General features: G+C 44.3%; 23 protein-coding genes and 4 pseudogenes. 20 read left to right on the top strand and 7 right to left on the bottom strand.

Annotation, left to right across the window (positions count from 1 at the left end):
- Nucleotides 1-184 precede the first annotated feature (184 nt).
- Nucleotides 185-1,237: a 2,3-butanediol dehydrogenase gene (locus NST83_RS17245; RefSeq protein WP_342415054.1), complete on the bottom strand. Its 1,053-nt coding sequence runs from the start codon at nucleotides 1,235-1,237 to the stop codon at nucleotides 185-187.
- Nucleotides 1,238-1,573: 336 nt separating this feature from the next.
- Between NST83_RS17245 and NST83_RS17240 the strand changes: the two genes are divergently transcribed.
- The 3 genes from NST83_RS17240 (at nucleotide 1,574) to NST83_RS17230 (ending at nucleotide 4,444) form a co-directional block, all read left to right on the top strand.
- Entirely contained in the window at nucleotides 1,574-2,608 is a 1,035-nt protein-coding gene (locus tag NST83_RS17240; RefSeq protein ID WP_044648962.1) for a LacI family DNA-binding transcriptional regulator, read from the top strand.
- 315 nt (nucleotides 2,609-2,923) lie between these two features.
- A complete protein-coding gene (locus NST83_RS17235; RefSeq protein WP_342415053.1) occupies nucleotides 2,924-3,202 on the top strand; it encodes a metalloregulator ArsR/SmtB family transcription factor in 279 nt (92 codons plus the stop codon).
- A gap of 69 nt (nucleotides 3,203-3,271) precedes the next feature.
- On the top strand, nucleotides 3,272-4,444 hold the full coding sequence (locus NST83_RS17230; protein WP_342415052.1) for an MFS transporter: 1,173 nt from the start codon (nucleotides 3,272-3,274) through the stop codon (nucleotides 4,442-4,444).
- Between the two features lie 196 nt (nucleotides 4,445-4,640).
- On the opposite strand, the gene NST83_RS17225 is transcribed toward NST83_RS17230, so the two are convergent.
- Both NST83_RS17225 and NST83_RS17220 read right to left on the bottom strand, forming a co-directional pair.
- A complete protein-coding gene (locus tag NST83_RS17225; protein ID WP_342415051.1) occupies nucleotides 4,641-4,820 on the bottom strand; it encodes a hypothetical protein in 180 nt (59 codons plus the stop codon).
- 41 nt (nucleotides 4,821-4,861) lie between these two features.
- Nucleotides 4,862-5,077 (bottom strand): hypothetical protein, encoded by a 216-nt coding sequence (locus NST83_RS17220; RefSeq protein WP_342418047.1) that lies wholly within the window; start codon nucleotides 5,075-5,077, stop codon nucleotides 4,862-4,864.
- Between the two features lie 254 nt (nucleotides 5,078-5,331).
- On the opposite strand from NST83_RS17220, the gene NST83_RS17215 reads away from it, so the two are divergent.
- From NST83_RS17215 to NST83_RS17185, 7 genes and pseudogenes are all read left to right on the top strand, one after another.
- On the top strand, nucleotides 5,332-6,099 hold the full coding sequence (locus NST83_RS17215; RefSeq protein WP_342415050.1) for an isocitrate lyase/phosphoenolpyruvate mutase family protein: 768 nt from the start codon (nucleotides 5,332-5,334) through the stop codon (nucleotides 6,097-6,099).
- Nucleotides 6,100-6,132: 33 nt separating this feature from the next.
- Complete coding sequence (locus NST83_RS17210; protein WP_342415049.1) at nucleotides 6,133-6,690, top strand: Ada metal-binding domain-containing protein; 558 nt, start codon at nucleotides 6,133-6,135, stop codon at nucleotides 6,688-6,690.
- A 171-nt stretch (nucleotides 6,691-6,861) separates the two neighbouring features.
- A complete protein-coding gene (locus NST83_RS17205; RefSeq protein WP_342417984.1) occupies nucleotides 6,862-7,083 on the top strand; it encodes an MGMT family protein in 222 nt (73 codons plus the stop codon).
- 94 nt (nucleotides 7,084-7,177) lie between these two features.
- Nucleotides 7,178-9,274, top strand: a complete 2,097-nt coding sequence (locus NST83_RS17200; protein WP_342415048.1) for a stalk domain-containing protein — start codon at nucleotides 7,178-7,180, stop codon at nucleotides 9,272-9,274.
- 159 nt (nucleotides 9,275-9,433) lie between these two features.
- Nucleotides 9,434-9,910, top strand: coding sequence for a MetQ/NlpA family ABC transporter substrate-binding protein (locus NST83_RS17195; protein WP_342415047.1), 477 nt, complete (start codon nucleotides 9,434-9,436; stop codon nucleotides 9,908-9,910).
- Nucleotides 9,911-10,142: 232 nt separating this feature from the next.
- Nucleotides 10,143-10,581: pseudogene (locus NST83_RS17190) on the top strand (aminotransferase class I/II-fold pyridoxal phosphate-dependent enzyme); the annotation flags it as partial.
- Nucleotides 10,582-10,623: 42 nt separating this feature from the next.
- Nucleotides 10,624-11,334, top strand: a complete 711-nt coding sequence (locus NST83_RS17185) for a 5'-methylthioadenosine/adenosylhomocysteine nucleosidase (RefSeq protein ID WP_342415046.1) — start codon at nucleotides 10,624-10,626, stop codon at nucleotides 11,332-11,334.
- A gap of 144 nt (nucleotides 11,335-11,478) precedes the next feature.
- Here the strand turns inward: NST83_RS17185 and NST83_RS17180 are convergent, their stop codons facing one another.
- Entirely contained in the window at nucleotides 11,479-11,691 is a 213-nt protein-coding gene (locus tag NST83_RS17180; RefSeq protein WP_342415045.1) for a WXG100 family type VII secretion target, read from the bottom strand.
- A gap of 216 nt (nucleotides 11,692-11,907) precedes the next feature.
- Between NST83_RS17180 and NST83_RS17175 the strand changes: the two are divergent.
- Nucleotides 11,908-12,066, top strand: a pseudogene (locus NST83_RS17175) (helix-turn-helix domain-containing protein); the annotation flags it as partial.
- 109 nt (nucleotides 12,067-12,175) lie between these two features.
- On the opposite strand, the pseudogene NST83_RS17170 reads toward NST83_RS17175, so the two are convergent.
- Both NST83_RS17170 and NST83_RS17165 read right to left on the bottom strand, forming a co-directional pair.
- Nucleotides 12,176-12,572 (bottom strand): annotated as a pseudogene (locus NST83_RS17170) (SDR family NAD(P)-dependent oxidoreductase); the annotation flags it as partial.
- Between the two features lie 15 nt (nucleotides 12,573-12,587).
- A complete protein-coding gene (locus NST83_RS17165) occupies nucleotides 12,588-13,610 on the bottom strand; it encodes an MBL fold metallo-hydrolase (protein WP_342415044.1) in 1,023 nt (340 codons plus the stop codon).
- A 164-nt stretch (nucleotides 13,611-13,774) separates the two neighbouring features.
- Here NST83_RS17165 and NST83_RS17160 point away from each other — a divergent pair, with 164 nt between their 5' ends.
- The 3 genes from NST83_RS17160 (at nucleotide 13,775) to NST83_RS17150 (ending at nucleotide 15,872) form a co-directional block, all read left to right on the top strand.
- Complete coding sequence (locus tag NST83_RS17160) at nucleotides 13,775-14,785, top strand: fumarylacetoacetate hydrolase family protein (RefSeq protein WP_342415043.1); 1,011 nt, start codon at nucleotides 13,775-13,777, stop codon at nucleotides 14,783-14,785.
- Between the two features lie 91 nt (nucleotides 14,786-14,876).
- The gene (locus NST83_RS17155; protein ID WP_220025090.1) at nucleotides 14,877-15,458 is read left to right on the top strand and encodes a TetR/AcrR family transcriptional regulator; all 582 of its coding nucleotides are present in this window, start codon (nucleotides 14,877-14,879) and stop codon (nucleotides 15,456-15,458) included.
- Between the two features lie 54 nt (nucleotides 15,459-15,512).
- A complete protein-coding gene (locus tag NST83_RS17150) occupies nucleotides 15,513-15,872 on the top strand; it encodes an antibiotic biosynthesis monooxygenase (protein ID WP_342415042.1) in 360 nt (119 codons plus the stop codon).
- A gap of 548 nt (nucleotides 15,873-16,420) precedes the next feature.
- Here NST83_RS17150 and NST83_RS17145 read toward each other — a convergent pair.
- On the bottom strand, nucleotides 16,421-16,843 hold the full coding sequence (locus NST83_RS17145) for a hypothetical protein (RefSeq protein ID WP_342415041.1): 423 nt from the start codon (nucleotides 16,841-16,843) through the stop codon (nucleotides 16,421-16,423).
- A 170-nt stretch (nucleotides 16,844-17,013) separates the two neighbouring features.
- On the opposite strand from NST83_RS17145, the gene NST83_RS17140 reads away from it, so the two are divergent.
- The 6 genes and pseudogenes from NST83_RS17140 to NST83_RS17115 all read left to right on the top strand — a co-directional run bounded on the left by NST83_RS17140 (nucleotide 17,014) and on the right by NST83_RS17115 (nucleotide 21,933).
- Nucleotides 17,014-17,802, top strand: coding sequence for a YwiC-like family protein (locus NST83_RS17140; RefSeq protein WP_342417983.1), 789 nt, complete (start codon nucleotides 17,014-17,016; stop codon nucleotides 17,800-17,802).
- 15 nt (nucleotides 17,803-17,817) lie between these two features.
- Nucleotides 17,818-18,924: a TIGR04053 family radical SAM/SPASM domain-containing protein gene (locus NST83_RS17135; RefSeq protein WP_342415040.1), complete on the top strand. Its 1,107-nt coding sequence runs from the start codon at nucleotides 17,818-17,820 to the stop codon at nucleotides 18,922-18,924.
- The gene (hemG, locus tag NST83_RS17130) at nucleotides 18,917-20,338 is read left to right on the top strand and encodes a protoporphyrinogen oxidase (protein ID WP_342415039.1); all 1,422 of its coding nucleotides are present in this window, start codon (nucleotides 18,917-18,919) and stop codon (nucleotides 20,336-20,338) included. Before NST83_RS17135 ends, hemG begins: the two co-directional genes overlap by 8 nt.
- A 109-nt stretch (nucleotides 20,339-20,447) precedes the next feature.
- Nucleotides 20,448-21,149, top strand: coding sequence for an iron-sulfur cluster repair di-iron protein (gene ric / locus NST83_RS17125; protein WP_342417982.1), 702 nt, complete (start codon nucleotides 20,448-20,450; stop codon nucleotides 21,147-21,149).
- Between the two features lie 123 nt (nucleotides 21,150-21,272).
- Nucleotides 21,273-21,547: pseudogene (locus NST83_RS17120) on the top strand (substrate-binding domain-containing protein); the annotation flags it as partial.
- On the top strand, nucleotides 21,544-21,933 hold the full coding sequence (locus NST83_RS17115) for a hypothetical protein (protein ID WP_342415038.1): 390 nt from the start codon (nucleotides 21,544-21,546) through the stop codon (nucleotides 21,931-21,933). The pseudogene NST83_RS17120 and the gene NST83_RS17115, both read left to right, overlap by 4 nt.
- Nucleotides 21,934-22,037: the final 104 nt, after the last annotated feature.

Raw genomic sequence — 22,037 nt, 5'->3', positions numbered from 1 at the left:
TGTATTTCAAAATCATTATATTTATACAAATTGTACCATGGAAATCGTTTATTCGCCTTATTTCGAGCAGGAATTTTTGTCTCATGGTAGACATAGTAGAAGATGATATGTACTCTTGACTTGCTGTCCGATTCTATAATAAAAGATGCCTGCATATGGCAGACATCTGATTTTTCATTCTAAATTAGGCTTTTGGAGATACCAGGATTTTTACCTGATTTTTTTCTTTCAGCAGACCTTCAAAACCTTGCTCAATCACTTCTTCGAGCTTAATACGTTTGGTAACGAGTTTGTCAGCAGGGAAATATCCTTTTTCCATCAAGCTGATGACAGCCGGGAATACATCACGGTAGCCGATAATGCCGGTCATATTGCGTTCCTTCATGACAATATTATTCGGTTTGATCGGAGCTTCTTTTTCAAAAATGCTGACGATCATGATTTGTCCGCTGATTTTAGTGGATTCAATAGCTTGAGTCAGCACAGGAGGAACTCCAGTGACTTCATAGGCTACATCTACGCCGCCGTGAGTCCGTTTGTGCAGCTCTTGCACAACATCATATGTCTTAGGATCAATCACGATAGCACCCAGCTCTTCAGCTTTAGCTTTACGTTCCTCGGAAAGCTCTACTGCATAAATCTCAGATGCTCCAGAAGCCTTCAAAGCTTCAATAACCAGCAATCCGATAGGACCAGCGCCAAATACTACGGCTTTGTCGCCGACTTTCAGCTGGCTTTGACGAACAGCATACAAAGCAACAGCCGAAGGCTCTACCAAAGCGCCTTGCTCGAAAGATACGCTTTCTGGAATTTTGTGTACCATATGCTCATCAGCTGCGACATATTCAGAAAATCCACCGCCGCCGCCTGCGAGACCGAGGAAGCCCATTTTATCGCACAGATTATAGCTGCCCTGTTTACATGCATTACATTTTCCACACGCAAAAACCGGCTCTACGACAACACGGTCGCCAACCTGGATCTTGGTTACACCTTCGCCGATTTCGACGACTTGTCCAGAGAATTCATGTCCCATTACGATCGGTGCTTTTTCTCCAGTCAAAGGATGAGTAGCATCTTGAGGAATGAAAATAGGTCCTGCTACATATTCATGAAGATCACTTCCGCAAATGCCACACCATTCTACTTTGATTTTTACTTTTCCTGCCAGAGCGGCGGGCTGCTCAATGTTTTCCAAACGTAAATCTTTTACTCCATGCCATCTCAATGCTTGCATGTCTGTCATCTCCTTGACGAATATATGATCTGTAATTGCTATAAAAGCGAATGAATTAGGAAACGTTTCCGAAAAATAATATGTCACAATTTTTACACATTGTCAAACCAAATTCATACAAAAAGCACTTGATTTTTGTGTGAATATAATCACTTGTTACTACAGTGCTATATTTGGCTTATCGCTTTGAATAAAGAGATTTTATAATTTTTTTTAGTGAAGCGGCGATGAGGAGAAAACTACTTCAATTTTTAGATACTCATTCTATGGTATAATATCAATATACTTTGTTTTTTAAAGTCAGAAAACGATTCCGACCGTGAAAGGATTTTGGGCGTGCCAGATCAAAAAAAAGTAACCATAGAGGATGTAGCCAAGCGAGCAGGGGTCGGTATTGCAACTGTCTCCAGGGCTATTAACGATAGTGAGGGCATCAGCCCGAGAACGAAAGCATTGATTTTGCAAGTGATTGAAGAAATGGGCTTTACGCCCAACACCTCGGCTCAGAGCCTGAAGGTGCGGCAGACATTCCAAATTGCGCTGGCTGTGCCGGATATTCGTAATGCGATTATTCCCGAGATCGCTTGGTCTGTGGAGCAGGCCGCCAAGCAGCATGGTTACCGTGTCGTGCAAATTAATACCGCCGGGAACGCGAGAATGGAGCTTGAAACGGTACGTGAAGTCAAGAAGCTGCATGTGGACGGGCTAATTATTATGCCGCTGGCGTATCCCAAAATGCTGGTCGATCTGATCAACAAAGCCAGCGTTCCGGTGTCCATCATTAACTATGGCAAAAAGCTGGGCGAAGACGTTAAAGCCGATATCGTCAGTTTGGCCCGACAAGAGGGGCGGCTTGTGATGGAGCATTTGCTTAAAATCGGGAGAACGAGAATTGCATACGCAGGTGCTGCGAAGGATAAAATCGAGGAAAGGTACTTCGCTTATGAACAGTCTCTCCAGCATGTGGACCCTTCACTTGTTTATTTTGGCGATGATTTCTCTTTTGAAACAGGGCTGCGTGCAGCCGATTATTTTTACAGCTTGAAACACATGCCGGATGCCATTTATGCGGTTAACGATATGGTAGCAATAGGAATTGTGAATCGATTTAAGGCTTTGGGTGTAAAGGTGCCGGAAGAAGTTGCTGTGGTCGGCATTGATAACAATTTATGGGCTACGGTAACGACGCCGCAGATCAGCTCTGTTTCCATTATGGGAGAAGAGGTGGCCCGATTGGCAGCGGAGCTGCTGCTCAAGCGGATTCAGGAACAAACACCGGGCGATTACGAGCGTGTGCAATTCGAGCCTCGTCTGATCGTCAGGGAATCGAGCGTGTCTGTGATCCGCAAGCCTACGGTTGGGCGTGACTGAGCAGAGGGAATTTTAGTTTTCTGAAAACGGGAGGTTTAGTCATGTCACGAAGTATTGTGTCCGTTTCTGTAGCTTGTACTGCACGCTGCTGGACGCAACCGCATTGTGCTAGCAAGAGCCTTCCTTGTGACTTATCCTCCATCCCTTGTGGATAGGGGATTATTTTATGGTGTAATCAGAAAGACCGTATTTACAGCAGCAGAGTGTGAAAAGTAGGGTTTTAAAAATAAGTGGTTTACTTTTATAAACGTTTATGATAATTTTATTTCGACAAACATCGAAATTAAGACTGGAAGCAGAAGGGGGCTGAACAGGGTGAGAGATGCTACAGACATGCAGCAAGCTGTAAAAATATATAAAGCGCTTGGAGAACCGACTCGCCTCAAAATAGCATTTTTACTGAAAGAGGAAAGTGACCAGTGCTGCTGTGTTCTGGGTGAGAAGCTGAACAGTGTTGCAATTTCAACGTTATCGCATCACCTGAAGAAAATGGCAGAATCTGGACTACTGACGTTCCGTAAAGAGGGAACCTTTATTTATTACAGCCTGGATGTTGAAATAGCGAAGAAATATGCCCCATACTTGATGACATAATTTTTTTTAGTCTTAATTTCGATATTTGTAAAAATATAAAAATATAATAGAAAAGAGGCGTTATATAAAATGCAGAGCATATGGAAAGTATACATTTTGGCAATAATCAGTTTTTTGGTAGGCACATCTGAATATATTATCTCAGGAATTCTGGATCAAATTGCAACTACAATGGGAATTACGGTGGCTGCCGCAGGTCAGTTAATTACAGTGTTCTCCCTTGCCTACGCAATTGGCACGCCGATTCTGATGGCAGTTACTGCTAAAATGGACAGACGTAAACTGCTCCTGTATTCTCTCGGATTGTTCGTAGTTGCCAATCTGCTATCCTTTGTTTTGCCGGGTTTTGGCATGTTTATTGCAGCACGTATTCTCATGGCTCTCGGGGCGGGGATGGTCGTAGTTACGGCATTGAGCATTGCAGCAAAAATGGCTCCAGCCGGCAAGCAGGCCAGTTCCATTGCTACGGTCACTATGGGTTTTACAGCCTCGCTTATTATCGGCATTCCACTTGGCAGAATGATATCTTCCGCGTATGGATGGAAGGCTGTATTTCTCGGCATCGCATTGACAGGGATCATCGCCCTGATTGTTATCGCTATGACGATTCCACGTATAAAAGGAGATAAACCCGTTCCCTTACTGCAACAGTTTGCTCTTCTCAAAAAGCCCGAAGTCGCTTTGGGATTAGGCATTACCTTCTTTTGGCTGGGGGGTTATTCCCTAGTGTATACTTACATTTCCCCATACTTGCTGGATGTCTCAGGTGTAGGCGAGGATATGCTAAGCATCGTATTACTCGTCTTTGGGATTGCCAGTTTGATCGGGTCGAAAATCGGTGGATACAGTGCGGATAAAAAGGGCATTCCCTTTACATTATTGGGAGGCATGATGCTGCATATGATGTCGTTGCTCCTGCTTCCCTTAGCAGCCCACTCCCTGATTGCCGTATTCGCTATACTGATCCTTTGGTCGTTCGCAGCCTGGACATCGGGACCGACTCAACAATATAATCTGGTCACTCTCGTACCAGAGTCCTCTGGCGTGATGCTGAGTCTTAATCAGTCTACGATGCAGCTTGCAATGGCAGCCGGGGCCGGAATTGGTGGCGTGGTTGTAAGTCAGGTTTCGCTGGCTTCCATCACTTGGTTTGGAGCAGCAGGGGTCGCTATCGCCATTGTGGCTACGTATTTACTTTCACGGAGATCCTTAGTTCAAAGGCAAGCGAGTGTTACGGAATAAGGTTTATAGGTAAGTAGAAAAGAGGGGACCCGGCCATGGAGAAGGTTTGGAGTCCCTCTTAAACTTAGCAGCAATATCTCCTCTAGTCGGACTATTACTCAAATTGAATTTCGGTAATTTTACCAGCCTCGATAAATCCTTATAAACTTGATTGGATGAAGACTGCTAACAGTTAGAGAGAAAGCCTTTTAATCTATCAGGATTTGAACTTCCGCGCTATACGCTTCTTGTTTTTTTGACGCCAAATCCATCTTTCGATAAAGTTTTTTTCTTTTCTTTCCTGAAGTGTTTCCTTCATACCCTTGATGAGAAATTCGGATCTCCGCTTGTCATTTCTGCTAATCTCGCGCAGTTCCTCAATAAATTTAGTGTCCATGTCCGCATCTCCGTTAGTTCAGGATTGTACAATGTGCTAAGCTAGATTATACAGAACATATGTTCCTTTTTCAAGTCTTTAGAGGCAATCACCGCTTCGCTGACCTGGATGATCTGATTCGTGGAAATGATGTAGAATCTCTTATCTCTACCAATCAGCGTTTGACGTTGCAGCAAATCCGTAATATCCGAAGTAATAGCAGACTTCCATCCGGCTATCGTTTGAGCTGACGACCTTCCTTTCGACTTAAGGAACATTTTACAAGACTGTTTCAGGAGTTTGCAAGTTTCGAGCTTCCCGGGCAGTCTTTTCCGCTCTAAGCCAGCATTTTTTGAGCTATTCTCATAAGATGCTCCGCATTCTCCGAAGACAGAACGTCGAAAATATTTTCAATTTGCTTAGTGGATTCGAAGCAAATAGATTCCCACAGACCATAAGCGCAAGAATGAGGACGAAACCAATACAGCCTCTTGATAAAATGAGTTACATCACTGATCAGGAGGCTATATTTATGAATAAAATGCAGCAATTTAAAGCACTTCATACATCAGAAGAGCTGTTGTTTTTGGGGAATGCGTGGGACTTGTTATCTGCCGTGGCTTTGGAGAAGGCAGGCTTTCAGGCAATTGGTACGACGAGCTGGGGGATTGCGAATACGCTTGGATTGTCCGACGGGGAGCTTATTGATTTTGACCAGCATCTAAAAATTATTCGCACGATTGCAGATCATGTCCAGATTCCGGTGTCGGCAGACATTGAGGCAGGGTATGCGGAGGACACAGTAACGATTGTAGAGCATGTTTTAAGGACAGCAGATGTCGGAGTTGCAGGGATTAATATTGAAGATTCATTAAAACAGCAAAAGGGACTTCGAGAAGTGGTTCTGCATAGTAACCTTCTGTCCAAGATTAGAGCGGCACTGGATGCTCATGGATTTAACGATTTTTTTATAAATGCAAGAACGGATACATATTTGCAGAAGGATACCCCGCTTTTGGAAACGATCGAACGAGCAAATGCGTATGTGGAGAGTGGAGCGAGCGGAATTTTTGTTCCGGGGTTGAAGGTTGACGAGGAGATCAGGGAAGTGGTACATCAGGTACATGCTCCGCTTAATCTTTTATCCTTGCCGGGTCTGACGAATGTCAGTAAGCTTCAGCAGTTGGGAGTTAAACGGTTTAGCTTTGGCAATGCATTTTCGGATCATATCATGGTTGCTTTGCAAAAGAATGCCGAGCAGTTGATAGGGCTACAAGATACTTCACATTTATATGCGTGAGGATGAACTATAGAAAGGACAGAATATTCGATCATGGCTGAAATCAATCTTTCTTTTGAAGAAATGTGGGAGAAAATTATGGCGTGTGATCGTAAATATGATGGGTTGTTTTTTACCGCGGTGAAAACAACCCGAATATACTGCCGACCTTCCTGTCGATCCAAAAAGCCGAAAAAAGTAAATGTTGAGTTTTATGATGACATCGACACAGTGGAAAAGGCGGGGTTTCGTGCCTGCAAAAGATGTCAGCCTCATATGGATCATTCACCGTATATCAGGCTTGTCCAGACTGTGGTTACCTTTCTGGTCAATCACTATAAGGAAAGGCTGGTATTGCAGAATATTGCGGATTATGCTGGAGTAAGTCCCTTTTATCTGGATCGAATCTTTAAACAGGAAACCTCAGAAACCCCGCGTACCTATCTGGAAAAAATAAGAGTGGATAAAGCAGCTTATCTGCTTAAAAGCACGGAGCGTGCCAATCTTGAGATTTGCTATGAGACGGGCTTTCAAAGTCCTTCGAATTTTTATAAGGCATTTCGCTGTTTGAAGCAGTGTTCCCCTAGTGAATACAGGAAGCTGAACAGGTGAATAGATGCTGTAGATCTATAGACACAGGAGGTTGTTATCCTTTTATGAGCAGGCAATATGTATTGAATTATGCGTCCCCGATTGGAGAGATAGAAATATGGGCACAGATGAAGCTGGCCGTTCTATCATGTTCTCTGATCGGGATACGGTGAAACGGCGGCCTATAAAGACATTGCCCTTTCGATTGGAAAAGAAAAAGCCATTAGGGCTGTAGGCAGCGCCAATGGGAAAAACAAGCTGAGTATCGTGATTCCATGCCACCGAACTATTGGTTCCAACCAGAAATTAACGGGTTATGCGGGGGGCTTATGGAGAAAGGAATGGCTACTGCAGCATGAGAATCAATTCAGGGAGCTACATAAGAATATGGAACAACAGCTTGAAAAAAAGTAAGGTTCCATATCCATAATTGTCATCAGATGGAATGAACTTCATCTAACTCTATGCTATGATTTACCAAAAAGAAAGATTCAAAGGGGAAATAAGGATGAAGTTCAGAAGGATTATATTTTTATTTATGTTTTCTACGATGCTCATGGGTTTGTTTGCTGTAGGAACAGAAAGAGCACATGCAGACACGGATTCAGCATCAAGAAAGTGGAATGATCTCGTATTTATACTTGAGGATGGTAATGGTTCAAGGCGTGTTTTTCAATTTAATGGTGGTAATCCAATTCCATCGAATACCCCTGTTCGACTATATCAAAATCTGATGGAGATTCCTTCTACGGATTATATCGTTGACTATGCCAACGCTGCAATCATCATTCCCGAAACAAAAAAAGCACCTGAGCCCGGGACAGAACTTTATATCGTAATTCCTATAAGTTCAGGCATGGAATGGACTCAAGGAAATATGGCCGGGGTAGCACTTGCGGAAGGGAATGGTGAGAATCGTACTTTTAAAATAACGACGAACCATACCATTAAGCAGGGGGCTAAAGTTAACTTAATCATTAACCAATCTGTTGGATATGAGACGAGTATTCCTGCTTCTAAATTGATGGTAGATTATGTGAATAAGACGGTAACGATTAAGGATAAGGCACAAGCCCCTTCTGATGGAGCGAAAATTTATTTTTATTATAATATATCTGATATCATCGAGACGACGCAGCCTGTAGAAGAGCCGAAGGTGGCTCAATCCGCAGACGAACCTAAATTAACTCCAACGGTTAGTGAGCCAGAGGCTACTCCATCTGTTGATGAGCCGAAAGTAACGCAGCCCGTTATCGAGTCTAAAGAAGATCAAGCTGTAGATGAATCACCCGAGATTCCTTTGTCTATCCCATCTGGAGAAAATTTTCCGGGTACATTTGCAATCAACTCTTCTGGTACGTCGTTTACAGCTCGTTTGAAGATGAAAAATATTCAGCCCACGTACACTTCCTACGTTATGGTGAAAAATTCGGAAGAACAATTGGTTAAACGCATTCAGTTCGATCCGGAAACAACGTTTAGCTATTCTTTGAATAACCTGAACTTGTCTACGGGCGGCTACTACTTTTATATTAAAATGATGGATCAGTCTGGGAATTCGGCAGCTTCTGTCCCCCAGTTTATTCCCGTAAATAATAACAAGGCTCAGGTTTTGGTGTTTATTGATGGGAAGCAGCAACAATATGAGCAGCCTGCGACTTCGATTAGCGGAAGCATGCTGGTGCCGTTTCGTGCTGTTTTTGAGGCGCTTGGAGCAAAGGTGAAATGGGATGGTGCTACGAAGACCGTTACCGCAACCAAAGGGAATACAACGATCAAGTTAACCGTAGGCTCCAGAGATGCCTATATCAATGGTAAGTTAGTGCGTCTCAATGCAGCGCCGAGATTAATTAACGGCAAAGTGATGGTTCCTATTCGCTTTGTAAGTGAGGCCCTGGGAGCCAAGGTAAAGTGGAATATTGCCGCTCAGAGTGTTGTGATCTTTCTTGCCCAGCAGCAGGTTTTAACAACAAATGAAAGTGAACAATTAATGGAGGAAGACGAGGCCAACACTGAGCCACAATCGAAGCCTGCCATACTGAACAATATATCCAGTACCATCACCAAATCTTCTGATATCGTATTCGTTATTGATGTTACGAGTAGTATGACAGGAACGCTGGATTATGTAAGACAGAAGGTTAAGGGTTTTGTTGATTCGGTTCCATCCGGCTCCCAATTTGCCGTTGTTGCATTTCGGGACATTAATTTAACAGCAGATAAAGATTTGGAGTATTTTGATTTTACAGCGGATAAGAGCAAGTTTAAAGGGAATTTGAATACGTTACGTCCTTCTGCTGGCGGGGATCTGAATGAATCTGGGCTGGAGGCCATTCAGCTGGCTGTAAGTAAATTTTCCAAAAGCTCTAATGCCAAAACCATCATATTCATTACAGATGCACCTGTTCACGATAAAAATACAGCGCTGGGTAAAGCCCGTTTTTCAGTGGACGAAATAAACGAGCAATTACAGAAAAATGGCGTTACTTTTAATGCGATAGTTTCTGCAAGCGGACTGGCCAATAAACAAATGAAAAAGCTCGTAGATAGCAACAAAGGAACGTTGTATGATATCAAGGATGCCAAGCTAAATCTGGCGAAGTAAATAGTACAGTTGAAAGGCGCTTCCGAAAAGGGAGCGTCTTTTTTCATGCTGCGAAAAGCAGTTTTTTTATTATGCAGAAGATGTGTTATTAAATGTTGTTGACAACTATTAAAATATCATTGTAATATTTATAAACACATAGGATTACTTGGAATTTGATTGAACTGCAGCAAGCATACCAGTCTTGACGAAGTCAGCAGCGGTGCTCAAATCAACCTGCCGAACGAGCCAGTCAATATGTTGCGTGCGCTCGATATTTTAAAGGAAGTGGGCTGGATTACGTTAAAGGATAATATTGATCCACTGCAAACATCGGTGAACGACATTACCTCTAATCCGCATCATTTGCAATTTGTGGCTACCGACCCAGCACAGGGACCGCGCGCACTGGAGGATGTTGATTTTGCCGCTATTCAGGGGAACTTTGCCGTTTCGAATGGAATGAAGCTGACCTCGGCATTACAGCTTGAAAATATGACAGACCCATTCACGAACGTGGTCGCTGTGGATAGCAAGAACAAGGACAAGCCATTCGTCAAAGACATCATTGAGGGGTATCATTCGGAGGAATTCCAAAAGTACATCAAATCGAATCCGGTTTATGAAGGCTATAAGCTGCCAAGTTATTTTAAATAATATGGGGTTATTGTCTTCTGCGGGCTGACACTGTCAGCCTGTATCTTATGGATAAAAGGTAGAGATGAACGTGATTTTTTCATCCTCTGATCTCGTCAAGGCGCTGCCTGACAACTATTTTAGCGCAATGGACGACAAAGTGAACCTGTACAAAAGCAAGTAGATGTAACCAATTTGGTAGCCGGAACCCGAATCAGCCGACACTGGCCCATATCATCAGTGCTTTGAAGGGCGCTTCGGCTTTGCTGTTGGAAACGCGTCTGTTATCGGTGCGCTCAAGCATTATCATACACATGCTTACAGCACTGTTTTTGGAGCGGTGCAGGATGCGGGTGCTGTGGCATTACTGGGTTCGCAGGAGCTGGTGCGGGAGCTGGCGGCATTATATGAGCGGTGGCGGGCGCGATGTTCTCATTGCGGCGTTGCGTGGTATTGGCTGGGACGTAGCCGTGCCCAAAGGGTCTTTTTTTGCCTGGTTCAAGGTGCCTGAGGGCTATACCTCCGCTTCTTTTGTGGATTTTTTATTAGACGAGGCGCATGTTGCAGTGGCTCCCGGCGAAGGCTTTGGTCGGGCCGGGGCTTCCTATGTGAGGGTGAGTCTGGTGAATAGTGAAGAACGGCTGCTGGAGGCGGTGCAGAGAATCGCCGCAACGGGCATTTTTAAAAAATAAACTAAAATGCAGGGAATTCATGGAGGGAGCGAGAAACGAACTGTGAGTATAGCCATTATCGGAGCCATGGAAGAAGAAATAGCAGGTTTGAAAGCGCAGATCGAAGGGATAAGCATGACCCGGATCGCAAATGGAATTTTTTATACAGGTCGTCTTCAGGGCAAGGAAGTTGTTTTGCTGCAATCGGGAATTGGCAAAGCGAACGCGGCCTTGACTACAGCGCTGCTGATTGAGCGCTTTAACCCGGAACTTGTCATTAATACCGGGTCTGCTGGCGGGCTTGATCCAGCGCTCCGTGTTGGGGATGTCGTAGTGGCGACCGAGCTAACTTACAGCGATGTGGATGGAACGGCGTTCGGCTATACATATGGGCAGGTGCCGCAGATGCCGGCAAGTTATCCGGTCGAGCAAGCGCTGCTTGATTTTGCGACAGAAACGCTGGTAGAGACCAAGATTGAGGGGCAGATCGTTACTGGCTTGATTACGACGGCAGACTCCTTTATCTACCAGGCTGAGCGGGCTCATTTTATTCGCAGCCAGTTTCCTGAAGCCAAGGTGACGGATATGGAAGGGACCGCGGTCGTCCAGACAGCGTATCAGTTTGGTGTCCCGTTTCTGGCTGTTCGTTCTCTGTCTGATCTTGCCGGAGCAGAAGCGGCGGGTTCCTTTAATTCCAATCTTGACTTGGCTGCGGCCAACTCGGCAGCAGTGGTTGTGGCTCTTGTAGCTGCATACGATAGAGCCAAGCTATAGTATATTCAGGAGCGCTTTTTTTCCGGAAGTGGCTCTCTCATTGTTGCCTATCTGTCCGTTATGATTTTCTTTGCAAATCCCCGTGTCTGCTTGCGTATCTGTTTCCTTGAATTTTACCGCAATAGAACGCAGCTCTGTGCTAACTTAGCCGACGGTTTGAGTGAAAGCATCCATTTGCCCTCGTGCCTTATGAAAATCCTGATAAAAGCGCTGCTGTGTCGTTCCTGCCCAGCTGCTTTCCAGCATTTGAATATGCTGTGACAGTTGTCCGCAAATTTGTGCGCCCAACTCGCGTGCCTGTACGAACTGCCTGGAAACTGCCTCCAGTTTCTCAGAAGGAACCATAATTTTAGCCATGATGTCCACCTCGGATGATTAAAATGATTACTTATATTTTAGTGAATCTAGTGGGCGTTAGCAAAAAAAGGAAGGGATTTAAACCGAAAATAAGTCGTTTGTACGAGTTTATGAGGAACAATAAGGGAGAAAGGTAGGAGTAGTGATGATCCGAAATTCTTATTTTTCACTCTCATTATGGGCATGTAAAAAAGCCAGCCAAAGCGGGGCTGCCCTTTAACCGAAACGACAAAAGCGGCCGAGGCGGCAATTCAGATCGGCTACGAAAGTCCCTCCCATTTTAGCCGCGAATACGCCCGTATGTTTGGGCTCCCCCCAGTCAGGTACATCCGTCAATTGTGCGATACACTGCTTACTAGCGGGGGCATTTCGTAGGCGAGAATACGGGGATCATGAAGCTTAATGAAAAAAGTCCCGATGTATACACGCTTCATCGGGACTGTTATTACGAATTTCGACCTTCTTTACATCATCCCCTGTTACCTTACGCTTGAGATGTGGGGCGAATCACGATCTCGTTCACATCAACGTCAGCTGGCTGCTCGATTGCGTACGCTATGGCACGGGCAATCGTCTCTGACGGCAACGCGAACTTGTCACGAGATTCTTCGAGCAGGGCCCTCACCTCTAGATTCGGCACCCCTTCAGCGAAATTCGTCCGAACAAAACCGGGTGAAATGATCGTTACCCGGACCTTATCACCGGCTTCCTGCCGCAAACCCTCGGAGATGGCGAGGACGGCAAAATTTCGTGGCAAAATAAACGGACTGGCTCGGTACCGTTTTATGTCACGCTGTAGAAGCAATATTGACGAAATGCCCGGAACCCCGCTTGCGAAAGACAGGCAATGCTGCAGCGATGCCGTACAATACGCCCTTGATAACGGCTTGCATGCACTATTCTTGCCAAACACTCATAGGGTCCCATGGCTTGATCTGATTGCCATATTTTCCGGTCAAAAAAGCTTTCATGTCTTCCAGCTTAGCAGGCACCTCGTTCCAAATTGGAAGGGGTGGTAACCCTCGTTTGCTTTTCAATAGGATATCCACTGTAACATACAAGCGTTCTGGCTGAATCCAATGAAGAAAGCGGGAAATATCAATTTGCTTGGTCAGGGACAAGGAATCAATTTCGCCATTGTAATGCTTGTTGAACTCGCTGATCAGATTCAGGAGGTAGTCTCTCTGCTCCTTCACGAAGTCCAGGCCGCAGATGGCGCCATGTCCTGGAACAACGATTTCGGGTTTAATTTCATCAATAATGCGATCAAGCACTTTAACCCAATTGAGGGTTCCCTCTTCGCTGTATGCCGTACAACCGTTAAACACGACATCGCCGGCGAACAGCACTTTTTCTTTTGGCATCCACAGCAGCAAGTCACTGTCCGAGTGGGCCGGAGCTACGTTGTAAATCATAACTTCCGTATCTCCAAGACGGATGTTGATATCGTCCTTTATCTCAATATTCGGGAGCACCCATTCTACGCCTTCCAGGTCGAATCCTTCAAATTCCGCTGCAAAAAACCGCTCGCCCGAAGTCGATTCCGGAGAATTCTTTCCTCTTCTAATGACGCTGTCCATCCAGGCGATATTTTCGGTGAGACGCTCTCTGGACGCTTCCTTGTGCATAATAATGCAAGCATCTTCAAACACTTTGTTTCCCCAGGCATGGTCGCTGTTATAGTGCGAGTTCACCACATATGCGGGAGAGCCGCCGTTGCTTACTTCCATAAAAGCCTTCCGCATTTCCCGTGCATGGAACAAATCGAAGAACGTGTCATACACCAGCCCTTCACCCTTGTTGATGAACCCGGCATTGGCCCAACTGATCCCGCGATACGGCGAAATACCGGCAAAGACGCCATCTGCGACTTCAAAAAATTTAACGCGAGGCTTTTGTATAATACGTCCATACTTCATAAAAATTCTCCTTTGTGTATATGTTTTTGGGGTAAGGCATACTGGCTATGTCTTTATTATAGAGAATGGAAAACAAAACGCAAGCAAGTACTTGCATGCATTTGTTCTATGCTTTATGATAGTAACAGAACAACATCACACTACATGGATGGAGGAGTTGCAACATGAAGCTAGTAACCTTTCAAACCAAGACATCCCAGGAACCTTTGTTTGGGCTTGTAATTAACGAGAAATTTGTCGTGTCTTTTGCCGCAATCATGAAAAAGCAGGGAACATTCATTGACAGTCTTGAAAGTATAGACAGCTATCTTCATTATTTGCCGACAAGTTATGATGCCGCTAAGGAATTGATGCAATATGCTGTCGAACAGTCGCATCAATTCAATGAAAATGAAATCTGCCCGATTGCAGCGGTAAAACTGCTGCCGCCGGTTCCGAATCCGGCTGCGCTTATCGATTTCGGGCTGACGCCAAGACATCTGAGAAATGCTGGCGTAAATCTGTTGCAAAGAGAATATACAGGGCCGGAAAGAGAAGAGCTTAAACGAAAAATTGCTGAAAAATTCCAGAAAGATCCGAATAAAGTAACTTTCAGTTATTACAAGTGTAACCATAATGCATTAATTGGCGATGGGGATACGATTCATTGGCCTTCGTACTCTTCCTACCTGGATATCGAGCCGGAGCTGGCCTTTGTTACAGGGAAGGGGAACTGCATTGCAGGTTATGTTATTTTTAACGACAGTACTGTCCGCGATGTGCAGTGGCCGGATTTCCAGGCGCTGATCGGACCGACGCGCTGCAAAGATTTTGATCGCAGCAAAGGAATAGGACCATTTCTGGTTACGCCGGATGAAATCGACAACCCGCTGGCACTGGATGTGGATGTACGCATCGGGGAGAGACTGCACTGGAAGGGAAGCACATCCGAGTATTCTGCACACCCTGCAAAAGTGATGGAGGAGGTTCTCAAAGTTTTCACGCCGCTCCCGGGCACGATTATAGGAATGGGGACGATACCGGATTGCTGCGCAATCGAGACCGAACAATGGCTGTTGCCCTCTGACCGAATCCAGATTACATTTGATAAATTAGGCACGCTCATGCAATTGGTGCCTGATCATGTCAAGATTACGGAACCAAGCCGCTGGGAAAAAAGAAGCGATTTGCCTTAAATAAACGTTTATGAAAATGATGAACCCCGACCCTGCTGCATAGTAAAACTTGTAGTAGAATAGGTTTAACATATGCAAAAGGAGAAATACAATGCAAACATCAGACAGAATCATTGAAGCCGCGACACGGCTCATCAAAAAGAAGGGCTATCGGGGAGTAAGCACCAAAGCCATTGCAACGGAAGCTAAAGTCAATGAATCTACGATTTTCCGGCAATTTGGAAGCAAGCAAGGCATATTGGAAGCCATCATTGAAAGACATTCAGATATCCCGCAATTTGAGAAGCTGTTAAAAGAGGACGCGACCGATAATCCGGAAGTCGATCTGCTGAATGTAAGTCAGCAGTACCGTTTGTTTTTCCATAAAAATGCGGACATCATTTTGATTGGTATCCGCGACAAAGGAATGCTACCCGAATTGGACAGAGTGCTGGCCGATCCGCCGGTGAAGCTGCACTCCTTGCTGGTTGAATATTTTGAACGCCTGCAGAAGAAAAAAGTTATAGCCAGACAGGATGAGCGTCTTGCCGCCATGTCTTTTCTCTCGATGTGCTACGGATTTCAGATGAGCGAGCTAATTCACCGGCAATATCAGTCCCAACTCGTCACCGAGGAAGAGTTCTACAAGCACAGTGTCTCATTGTTTGTTAAAGGAATTTTGTCTCAGTCATAAGCTTTGTTGATTTATTTAATGATAAGTTTAAACTTATTAAGTTAAAGGATATTTATGAGTAATAATAAAGAAAACGTAATACTCTATATAAGATTTAAAATTAAAAGTGAAAAAAAGGAAGGATTCAAAGAACTATTATCTGCTAATATGAGAGCGATGGAACATGAACCAGCTTTTGTAAGTGCCGTTCTTTCAGATGATATTGATAATTCAAATGAGGTTACTCTTTTTGAAATCTGGAAAGGAACAAAGGAAAGTTGGCTAAAAGAAGAACTTCCTAAACCTTATAGAAAAACATTTGCCTGCCTTGCCCTTTGTCCCTCAAGCTATGCGCAGCGTCAAGCTGTTGACGCTCTTCCTGTCTCCCGATGTATTGGACCACGAGGACATGGAAGGGTATATGTGTATCCGTGAGTATGCAGCACTGGAGAATTTGGTTGAAAAAGATTTTGGTCCGGCATTTATGCAAATCAAGGCGTTCCCGCTATTCCCCGAGCTAAAGAGAATGAATATCCGGTTTGGGATGGTGAAGACATCCCTGAGGAGTATGGTGATGCCCTCGACCAAACCTTGGCGATTAATTTCCAACTTCGTGGGATAATTGGACTGAGGAAGGGGAGAGGAAGCGGCAAAGGGAGCATAATCGTTTGTTACACACGGAATACGAACTGAATTGGGGGGAAATCTCCTCTTATTTTGATTCCCGATCAGGAAATACGGCAATTGCTTTTAAATATAAAGATGAATAGCGATCATACATAGAACACACCAAAACCCTGCTCTTTATGTTGGTTGGTGGGGATGTTTGGACGCATAAGGGAGAGATTACAAAAGAGCGGGTGGCAACAGCATTTTTGCATAGTCTTTCCACGAAAAAGGTTCATTTACGGAGCGCCTTGTCGAGCTGGACTATTTCTTCGGCACGTTTTATAGAGAAAGTGAATAATTACGCCACATCTTGATCATGACAGTTCCTCAAACAACAGACGTTCTTCTTCCCGGCTATGAATGGCATTGACAACCAGAAGCGCGTGGAACTGCTGAAGAACTTCAGGCGTAAGCCCTTCTTCACGGATCCCGGCTTTGAGCTCTTTTACAATGATTCGAAGCAGATCATGATCCCGTGTAAGTTTGACGACGGCTTCCTGCAGCTCCGGTTTTTTCTCGACTTTTTCCTGATAGAATCCTTCCTCTTCTGCATCAGCATGGCTGAGAATGCGCGTTTCCCAATATTCGATCAAGTGGTCGGCAGCCTGGCGCGCCACCTTGAATTCTTTTGCTTTGAGCAATTCCTCTACTTCTCTCGTCTTATCTAGAGCACCAGATAGCCCACCTTGATGAATGGCATGATGAGCATGCAGTTGACGCAAAGATGGTCCTCCCATAACAGTTCATCCTTTCCTTGTTCCCTTTTTTGAGTACAGTATAGCATAAGAAAACAGCGTTGTTTTTCCGGTTAGGCTATTCCCCCCTATGGAAAAGGGAACTCCCTAATTGGTTCAATTTCATATAATACTTAGAATGAAATTAGATGAAAAAATTCAATCTTGGGGGAATGGATGATGAGTCGATTAACCGAAATAACAAATATAAAAAAGATTGTGAAAAAAGGATCAAGATTTTGAAGGGGATGAGCAGATACATACCCAATCAACATGGGGCTTGGGCAATGCTCATTCTTCCATTTTTATTCGGTTTAGCGGCTTCTCAAGGGGAGCTTATTCATATACCACTATTTGTGTGCTGGTTTTTTATCTACTTATTCAGTTTTCCTGTTCTCCAATGGATCAAAACAGGCAACAGTGAAAGATACCGTAAACCCGCCGTTGTATACGGAGTGATATTACTTCCTTTTTTAATTTCTCTTGTATGGTTTGAGCCTGCGTTGATCTGGTATGGAGTTCTGCTACTGCTTTTTTTTATGGCTAATATTTATTTTGCAAAAACGAAAAATGAACGTGCTTTACTAAATGACATTATTGCGATTCTACTGTTTTGTTCTTTTATATATCCCGTTATTTATATGGGGGAAGGAAACAATTGGAGAGTAGCAACAGAGCTATTCTTGCTTTTGGTGTCCTACTTTATTGGAACCGCTTTGTATGTCAAAACGATCATTCGTGAACGAAAAAATATACGTTATTATTATGCTTCCATCATATATCATGTGGTGATTATGTTGTTTTCCGCTTGGTTAAAGTTCCCCCTGTTTGTTCCTTTTTTTATTTTGTTGATACGAGCCATATGGCTTCCTAAACTCGGATTACAGGCAAAAGAAGTTGGCATGGCGGAAATTGGATTTTCAATGATGCTCTATGTATGTGTGCTGTTTTTATACTTCTAAAAAGGAGAGACATCAATGATATCTTTGAAAACGCCGCGAGATTATCATATTGACCCGTTTATAGTCATCTGGGAGGTGACACGAGCTTGTGCTTTAAAATGCCTTCACTGTAGAGCGGAAGCTCAGTACAAACCTGACCCTCGCCAACTGACATTAGAAGAGGGTAAAAAACTGATGGATCAAATCGCTGAAATGAATCATCCGCTTGTTGTATTCACAGGCGGAGATCCTTTAATGCGTCCTGATCTATTTGAATTGGCTCAATATGCAATTGAAGAGAAAAAGCTGTCGGTTTCAATGACCCCCAGTGCCACCCCTAAAGTGACACGAGCAGCGGTAGAAAAAGCAAAGAAAGTTGGGTTATCACGGTGGGCTTTTAGTCTTGACGGTTCATGCGCAGACATTCACGATCATTTTCGGGGTACTCCGGGTTCTTACGATACGACCATGCGAGGAATTGGTTATTTGAAGGAACTGGACATCCCTATTCAAGTGAACACTACGGTGTCCCGGTACAATCTTCATGATCTGGAGCAAATTGCAGAAAGGGTAAAGGAAATGCAGGCTGTGCTATGGAGCTTATTTTTCCTTGTTCCAACCGGGCGTGGCATGGAGAAAGATATGATTACTCCTGATGAGCATGAAGCCGTAATGAAGTGGCTGTATCACATACAGCAACAGATGCCGTACGGCGTAAAGGCTACAGAAGCTCCCCACTACCGAAGGGTTGTACTACAGGAAAAGCACAGAGCAGGTAAGAGTGGTGAGGTGGATAAACAAAAGAGGGCAGATGTTTTAGGACGTGCGCCTAAAGGAGTAAACGATGGGGATGGATTTCTTTTTATCAGTCATATTGGCGAAGTGTACCCAAGCGGTTTTCTGCCTCTTTCATGTGGAAATGTACGAAAGGACAACCTGGTTGATATCTATCGCAGCTCTCCAATCATGACCAGTCTTAGAAATAAGTCTCTACTTAAAGGTAAATGCGGCGTCTGTGAATTCAAGACAGTCTGTGGGGGCTCCAGAGCAAGGGCTTTTGCAATAACAGGAGACTATTTGGAAAGTGATCCTTATTGTGCGTATGTACCTGGGATTGGGGAGGAAACGTGTTTTCATGAATAAAAATGCGAAAAGAGTTGTCATTCTGGGTGGAGGAATAAGCGGTTTAAGTGCTGCCTTTTATGTGAAAAAGCTGGCTGAGGATAGACAGCTTGAGGTGGAGATTACACTGGTGGAGAAAAGCGACCGTCTGGGAGGAAAGTTGCAAACCGTTCGCCAAAACGATTTTATGATCGAAAAAGGACCGGATGCTTTCTTGGCCAGAAAGACGGCTATATTGGATCTGACCATGGAGTTGGGACTGGAAGCAGAGCTGGTGTCGACAAACCCAAAGGCCAAATCTGCCTGTATTTTGCATAAGGGCAAGCTTCACACGATGCCGATGGGCTTCATTCTGGGCATTCCAACGAAGCTCACCCCTTTCATTCGGACGGGACTTATCTCTCCGCTGGGGAAAGCACGGGCAGCCTTGGATTTAATCATCCCGGCGAAGAAAGGTGATGCGGACGAATCTCTAGGTGATTTTATCAAGAGGCGCCTCGGCAAAGAAGTTCTGGAGCAGATTACAGAACCTCTACTGTCTGGAATTTACGCTGGCGATACACATTCTCTTAGCCTGATGTCAACCTTCCCTCAATTTAAGCAGATGGAACAAAAGCATGGAAGTCTGATTAAAGGTATGTCTAAAGGGGCGGGAAGAAAGTCGGCTGTACAAAAAAAACTGCCGGATATCGCTAAGAAAAGTATGTTTCTTTCTTATCGGTCAGGATTATCTACAATCGTGGAGCGGCTAAAGGAAAGACTGGATACCGTACGTTTTGTTATGGGACAAGGTGTAGTTGAAGTAAGGAAAGAAAGCGGTTATCAGGTCATTTTAGAACATGGACAAAAAATAGATGCTGATGCAGTGATCTGCGCTGTTCCAGCCTTTGAGGCGGCTAAATTATTCTCCGGTGTTGCAAGCGCTAGCTGGTTAAACAAGATTAACTATGTTTCTGTAGCCAATATTGCCCTTGCTTATAAAAATACAGATCTTAATCTTGCTTTTGAGGGAACAGGATTTCTGGTACCACGCAAAGAAGGCAAAATGATTACGGCATGTACATGTTCTTCGACAAAGTGGAGCCATACTGCTCCTGAAGGATATACCCTCTTACGAACCTATATCGGACATGCAGGTGCACAGGAGTGGGTTCAGATGACAGACGATGAACTTGTGGTTGCGGCGCGCAAAGACCTGAAAGATTTAATGGGGCTCGAAGCTGAACCAGAACTGACCGAAGTCAGTCGGTGTAATCAATCGATGCCGCAATATCCGATTGGACACAAAGAGCATATGGCGAGGGTGAGACATGACTTTTCACAGCACTTACCGAATGTATTTCTATGCGGTGCTGGTTATGGAGGCGTTGGAATTCCGGATTGTATCGCTCAAGGCAAAGAAGCGGCTGAACAGTTGCTTTCAGATTTTTTATAATCAGGCTATTTCCTCTTGTGAAAGAGGGGATGCCCTGATTGGTTCAGCTCTAAGGGAGACGTAGAATGAAAGTGGACCATAAAACCGAAGTAAGATGGGGGAATGGATGATGAGCCAGTTAACGGAAGAAACATGGGTAGCGGACATTGTGAAAGAAGTACCAAAAACAGGAGATTTGTTCCGTAAACTGCGGATTGACTTCTGCTGTGGTGGGAAAATATCGCTCCGTGAAGCAGCTGCCAATCGAGGTCTCCACGCTGGTGAACTGCTGGCGCAGGTGCATGAAGTGGAGAAAAGTCAGGCACAGCAAAAGCAAATGCGACCTTCTTCACTCGAACCAAAAGAACTAATCGCCTATATCCAGGAAGAGTATCATACAAAGCCTAGCGAAGAACTATCGGCGCTCACGCCGTATGTAACCAAACTAACGCGGGTTCACGGCGAACGTTATCCGCATCTAAAGCGAGTTAATGAACTGTTCACCTTGCTTAAACAGGAATTATCGGAACATATTCAAAATGAGGAAAACCTTGTGTTTCCGATGATTCAAGCGTTTTTACAGGAATCGACAGTTGAGCGGGCAGACGCACTAAATCCGTATTTATCCAAGTTGCAAGATGAACATCAAGCAGTGGTGGAATTACTGAAGGAACTGCGCTTGATCACAAACGGTTTTGAGCCGCTGCAGGAGGCTTGTGGTACGCACCGGCTCGTATTGAAGCGGTTCGAAAATCTGGAAGCGGACATTTTTAATCATATTCTTCTTGAAAATTGTACACTAGTCGAACGTACGAGACAGGCACAGCAATAACGAAACCCATCACATAATGATGAACTAACATGGAGGAGTCAAACAAAATGCAAAAATTTATTAAAATAGCATTTTTTTATTTTTGACTTTTTTCATCGTTTTATAATTTTCAGGATGCGGTACGGAACAATGAATATCGGTAGCATAACAGATTTAACAATAGAAGAAGTGAAGAAAGTGGCGATCGGTATTCCTGAAAGTGTTCCTGCTGGCAGCTACGCACAGGAAGCACAATTCCCTTTGAGGTTGATCCTAAAGCTTATTCACCTGTTGAATATCCAATCGGAATTGTTAAAGCTTCAAAACATAGCCGAGATGCTGAAGACTTTTATGCGTACCTACAAACGCAAGAGTCTTTGGATATCATGGCTAAGTATGGATTTTCCATACCGAAGTGATCATGCAGGACCTGGATTGGAATGAATATTGGTCTCCTATCCAATTATCGTTGCAGGTTGCGCTGTTATCGAGTGTGTTGGTTATCGTAGTAAGCTTGGTTGCGGCCTGGTGGATATCTCGATTAGGATCATTTAAAGGAAAAACGTTCGTTGAAATTTTTCCTTCTTTTAAAGCCGCTTTTGTACTCGGCTTTGCCCGCGGTCTGGGCGAATTTGGTGCTACGCTGATGATTGCCGGGAATATTCCGGGTAAAACACAAATGATTCCGACTGCCATTTATATTGCGGTGGATTCTGGTTATCTTCCTATGGCCTGGGCCTGGGTATGCTCGATGATCTTCATTTCCTTTATCATGCTCTCATTAACTGGTCAAAAGAAAGATTAATCACGGCCAAAAAGTGCGATTGCAAAAACTGGTCCGCCTTCATAGAAGCTTCCCTCTATTAGTGGGAGGCTTTTTTGTATCTTTTTATAGAACGAGGGATTTCC

It is taken from the genome of Paenibacillus sp. FSL R10-2782, assembly GCF_038592985.1.
Taxonomy (GTDB): Bacteria; Bacillota; Bacilli; order Paenibacillales; family Paenibacillaceae; genus Paenibacillus; species Paenibacillus terrae_C.
This window is presented reverse-complemented; position numbering and strand designations above follow the sequence as displayed.

Bases quoted from the DNA above. Each gene is read 5' to 3' on its own strand.
- NST83_RS17245 (WP_342415054.1), bottom strand. From the start codon at position 1,237: ATGCAAGCATTGAGATGGCATGGAGTAAAAGATTTACGTTTGGAAAAC.
- NST83_RS17230 (WP_342415052.1), top strand. From the start codon at position 3,272: ATGCAGAGCATATGGAAAGTATACATTTTGGCAATAATCAGTTTTTTG.
- NST83_RS17225 (WP_342415051.1), bottom strand. From the start codon at position 4,820: ATGGACACTAAATTTATTGAGGAACTGCGCGAGATTAGCAGAAATGAC.
- NST83_RS17220 (WP_342418047.1), bottom strand. From the start codon at position 5,077: ATGTTCCTTAAGTCGAAAGGAAGGTCGTCAGCTCAAACGATAGCCGGA.
- NST83_RS17215 (WP_342415050.1), top strand. From the start codon at position 5,332: ATGAATAAAATGCAGCAATTTAAAGCACTTCATACATCAGAAGAGCTG.
- NST83_RS17210 (WP_342415049.1), top strand. From the start codon at position 6,133: ATGGCTGAAATCAATCTTTCTTTTGAAGAAATGTGGGAGAAAATTATG.
- NST83_RS17200 (WP_342415048.1), top strand. From the start codon at position 7,178: ATGAAGTTCAGAAGGATTATATTTTTATTTATGTTTTCTACGATGCTC.
- NST83_RS17180 (WP_342415045.1), bottom strand. From the start codon at position 11,691: ATGGCTAAAATTATGGTTCCTTCTGAGAAACTGGAGGCAGTTTCCAGG.
- NST83_RS17165 (WP_342415044.1), bottom strand. From the start codon at position 13,610: ATGAAGTATGGACGTATTATACAAAAGCCTCGCGTTAAATTTTTTGAA.
- NST83_RS17160 (WP_342415043.1), top strand. From the start codon at position 13,775: ATGAAGCTAGTAACCTTTCAAACCAAGACATCCCAGGAACCTTTGTTT.
- NST83_RS17155 (WP_220025090.1), top strand. From the start codon at position 14,877: ATGCAAACATCAGACAGAATCATTGAAGCCGCGACACGGCTCATCAAA.
- NST83_RS17150 (WP_342415042.1), top strand. From the start codon at position 15,513: ATGAGTAATAATAAAGAAAACGTAATACTCTATATAAGATTTAAAATT.
- NST83_RS17145 (WP_342415041.1), bottom strand. From the start codon at position 16,843: ATGGGAGGACCATCTTTGCGTCAACTGCATGCTCATCATGCCATTCAT.
- NST83_RS17140 (WP_342417983.1), top strand. From the start codon at position 17,014: ATGGATGATGAGTCGATTAACCGAAATAACAAATATAAAAAAGATTGT.
- NST83_RS17135 (WP_342415040.1), top strand. From the start codon at position 17,818: ATGATATCTTTGAAAACGCCGCGAGATTATCATATTGACCCGTTTATA.
- hemG (WP_342415039.1), top strand. From the start codon at position 18,917: ATGAATAAAAATGCGAAAAGAGTTGTCATTCTGGGTGGAGGAATAAGC.
- ric (WP_342417982.1), top strand. From the start codon at position 20,448: ATGAGCCAGTTAACGGAAGAAACATGGGTAGCGGACATTGTGAAAGAA.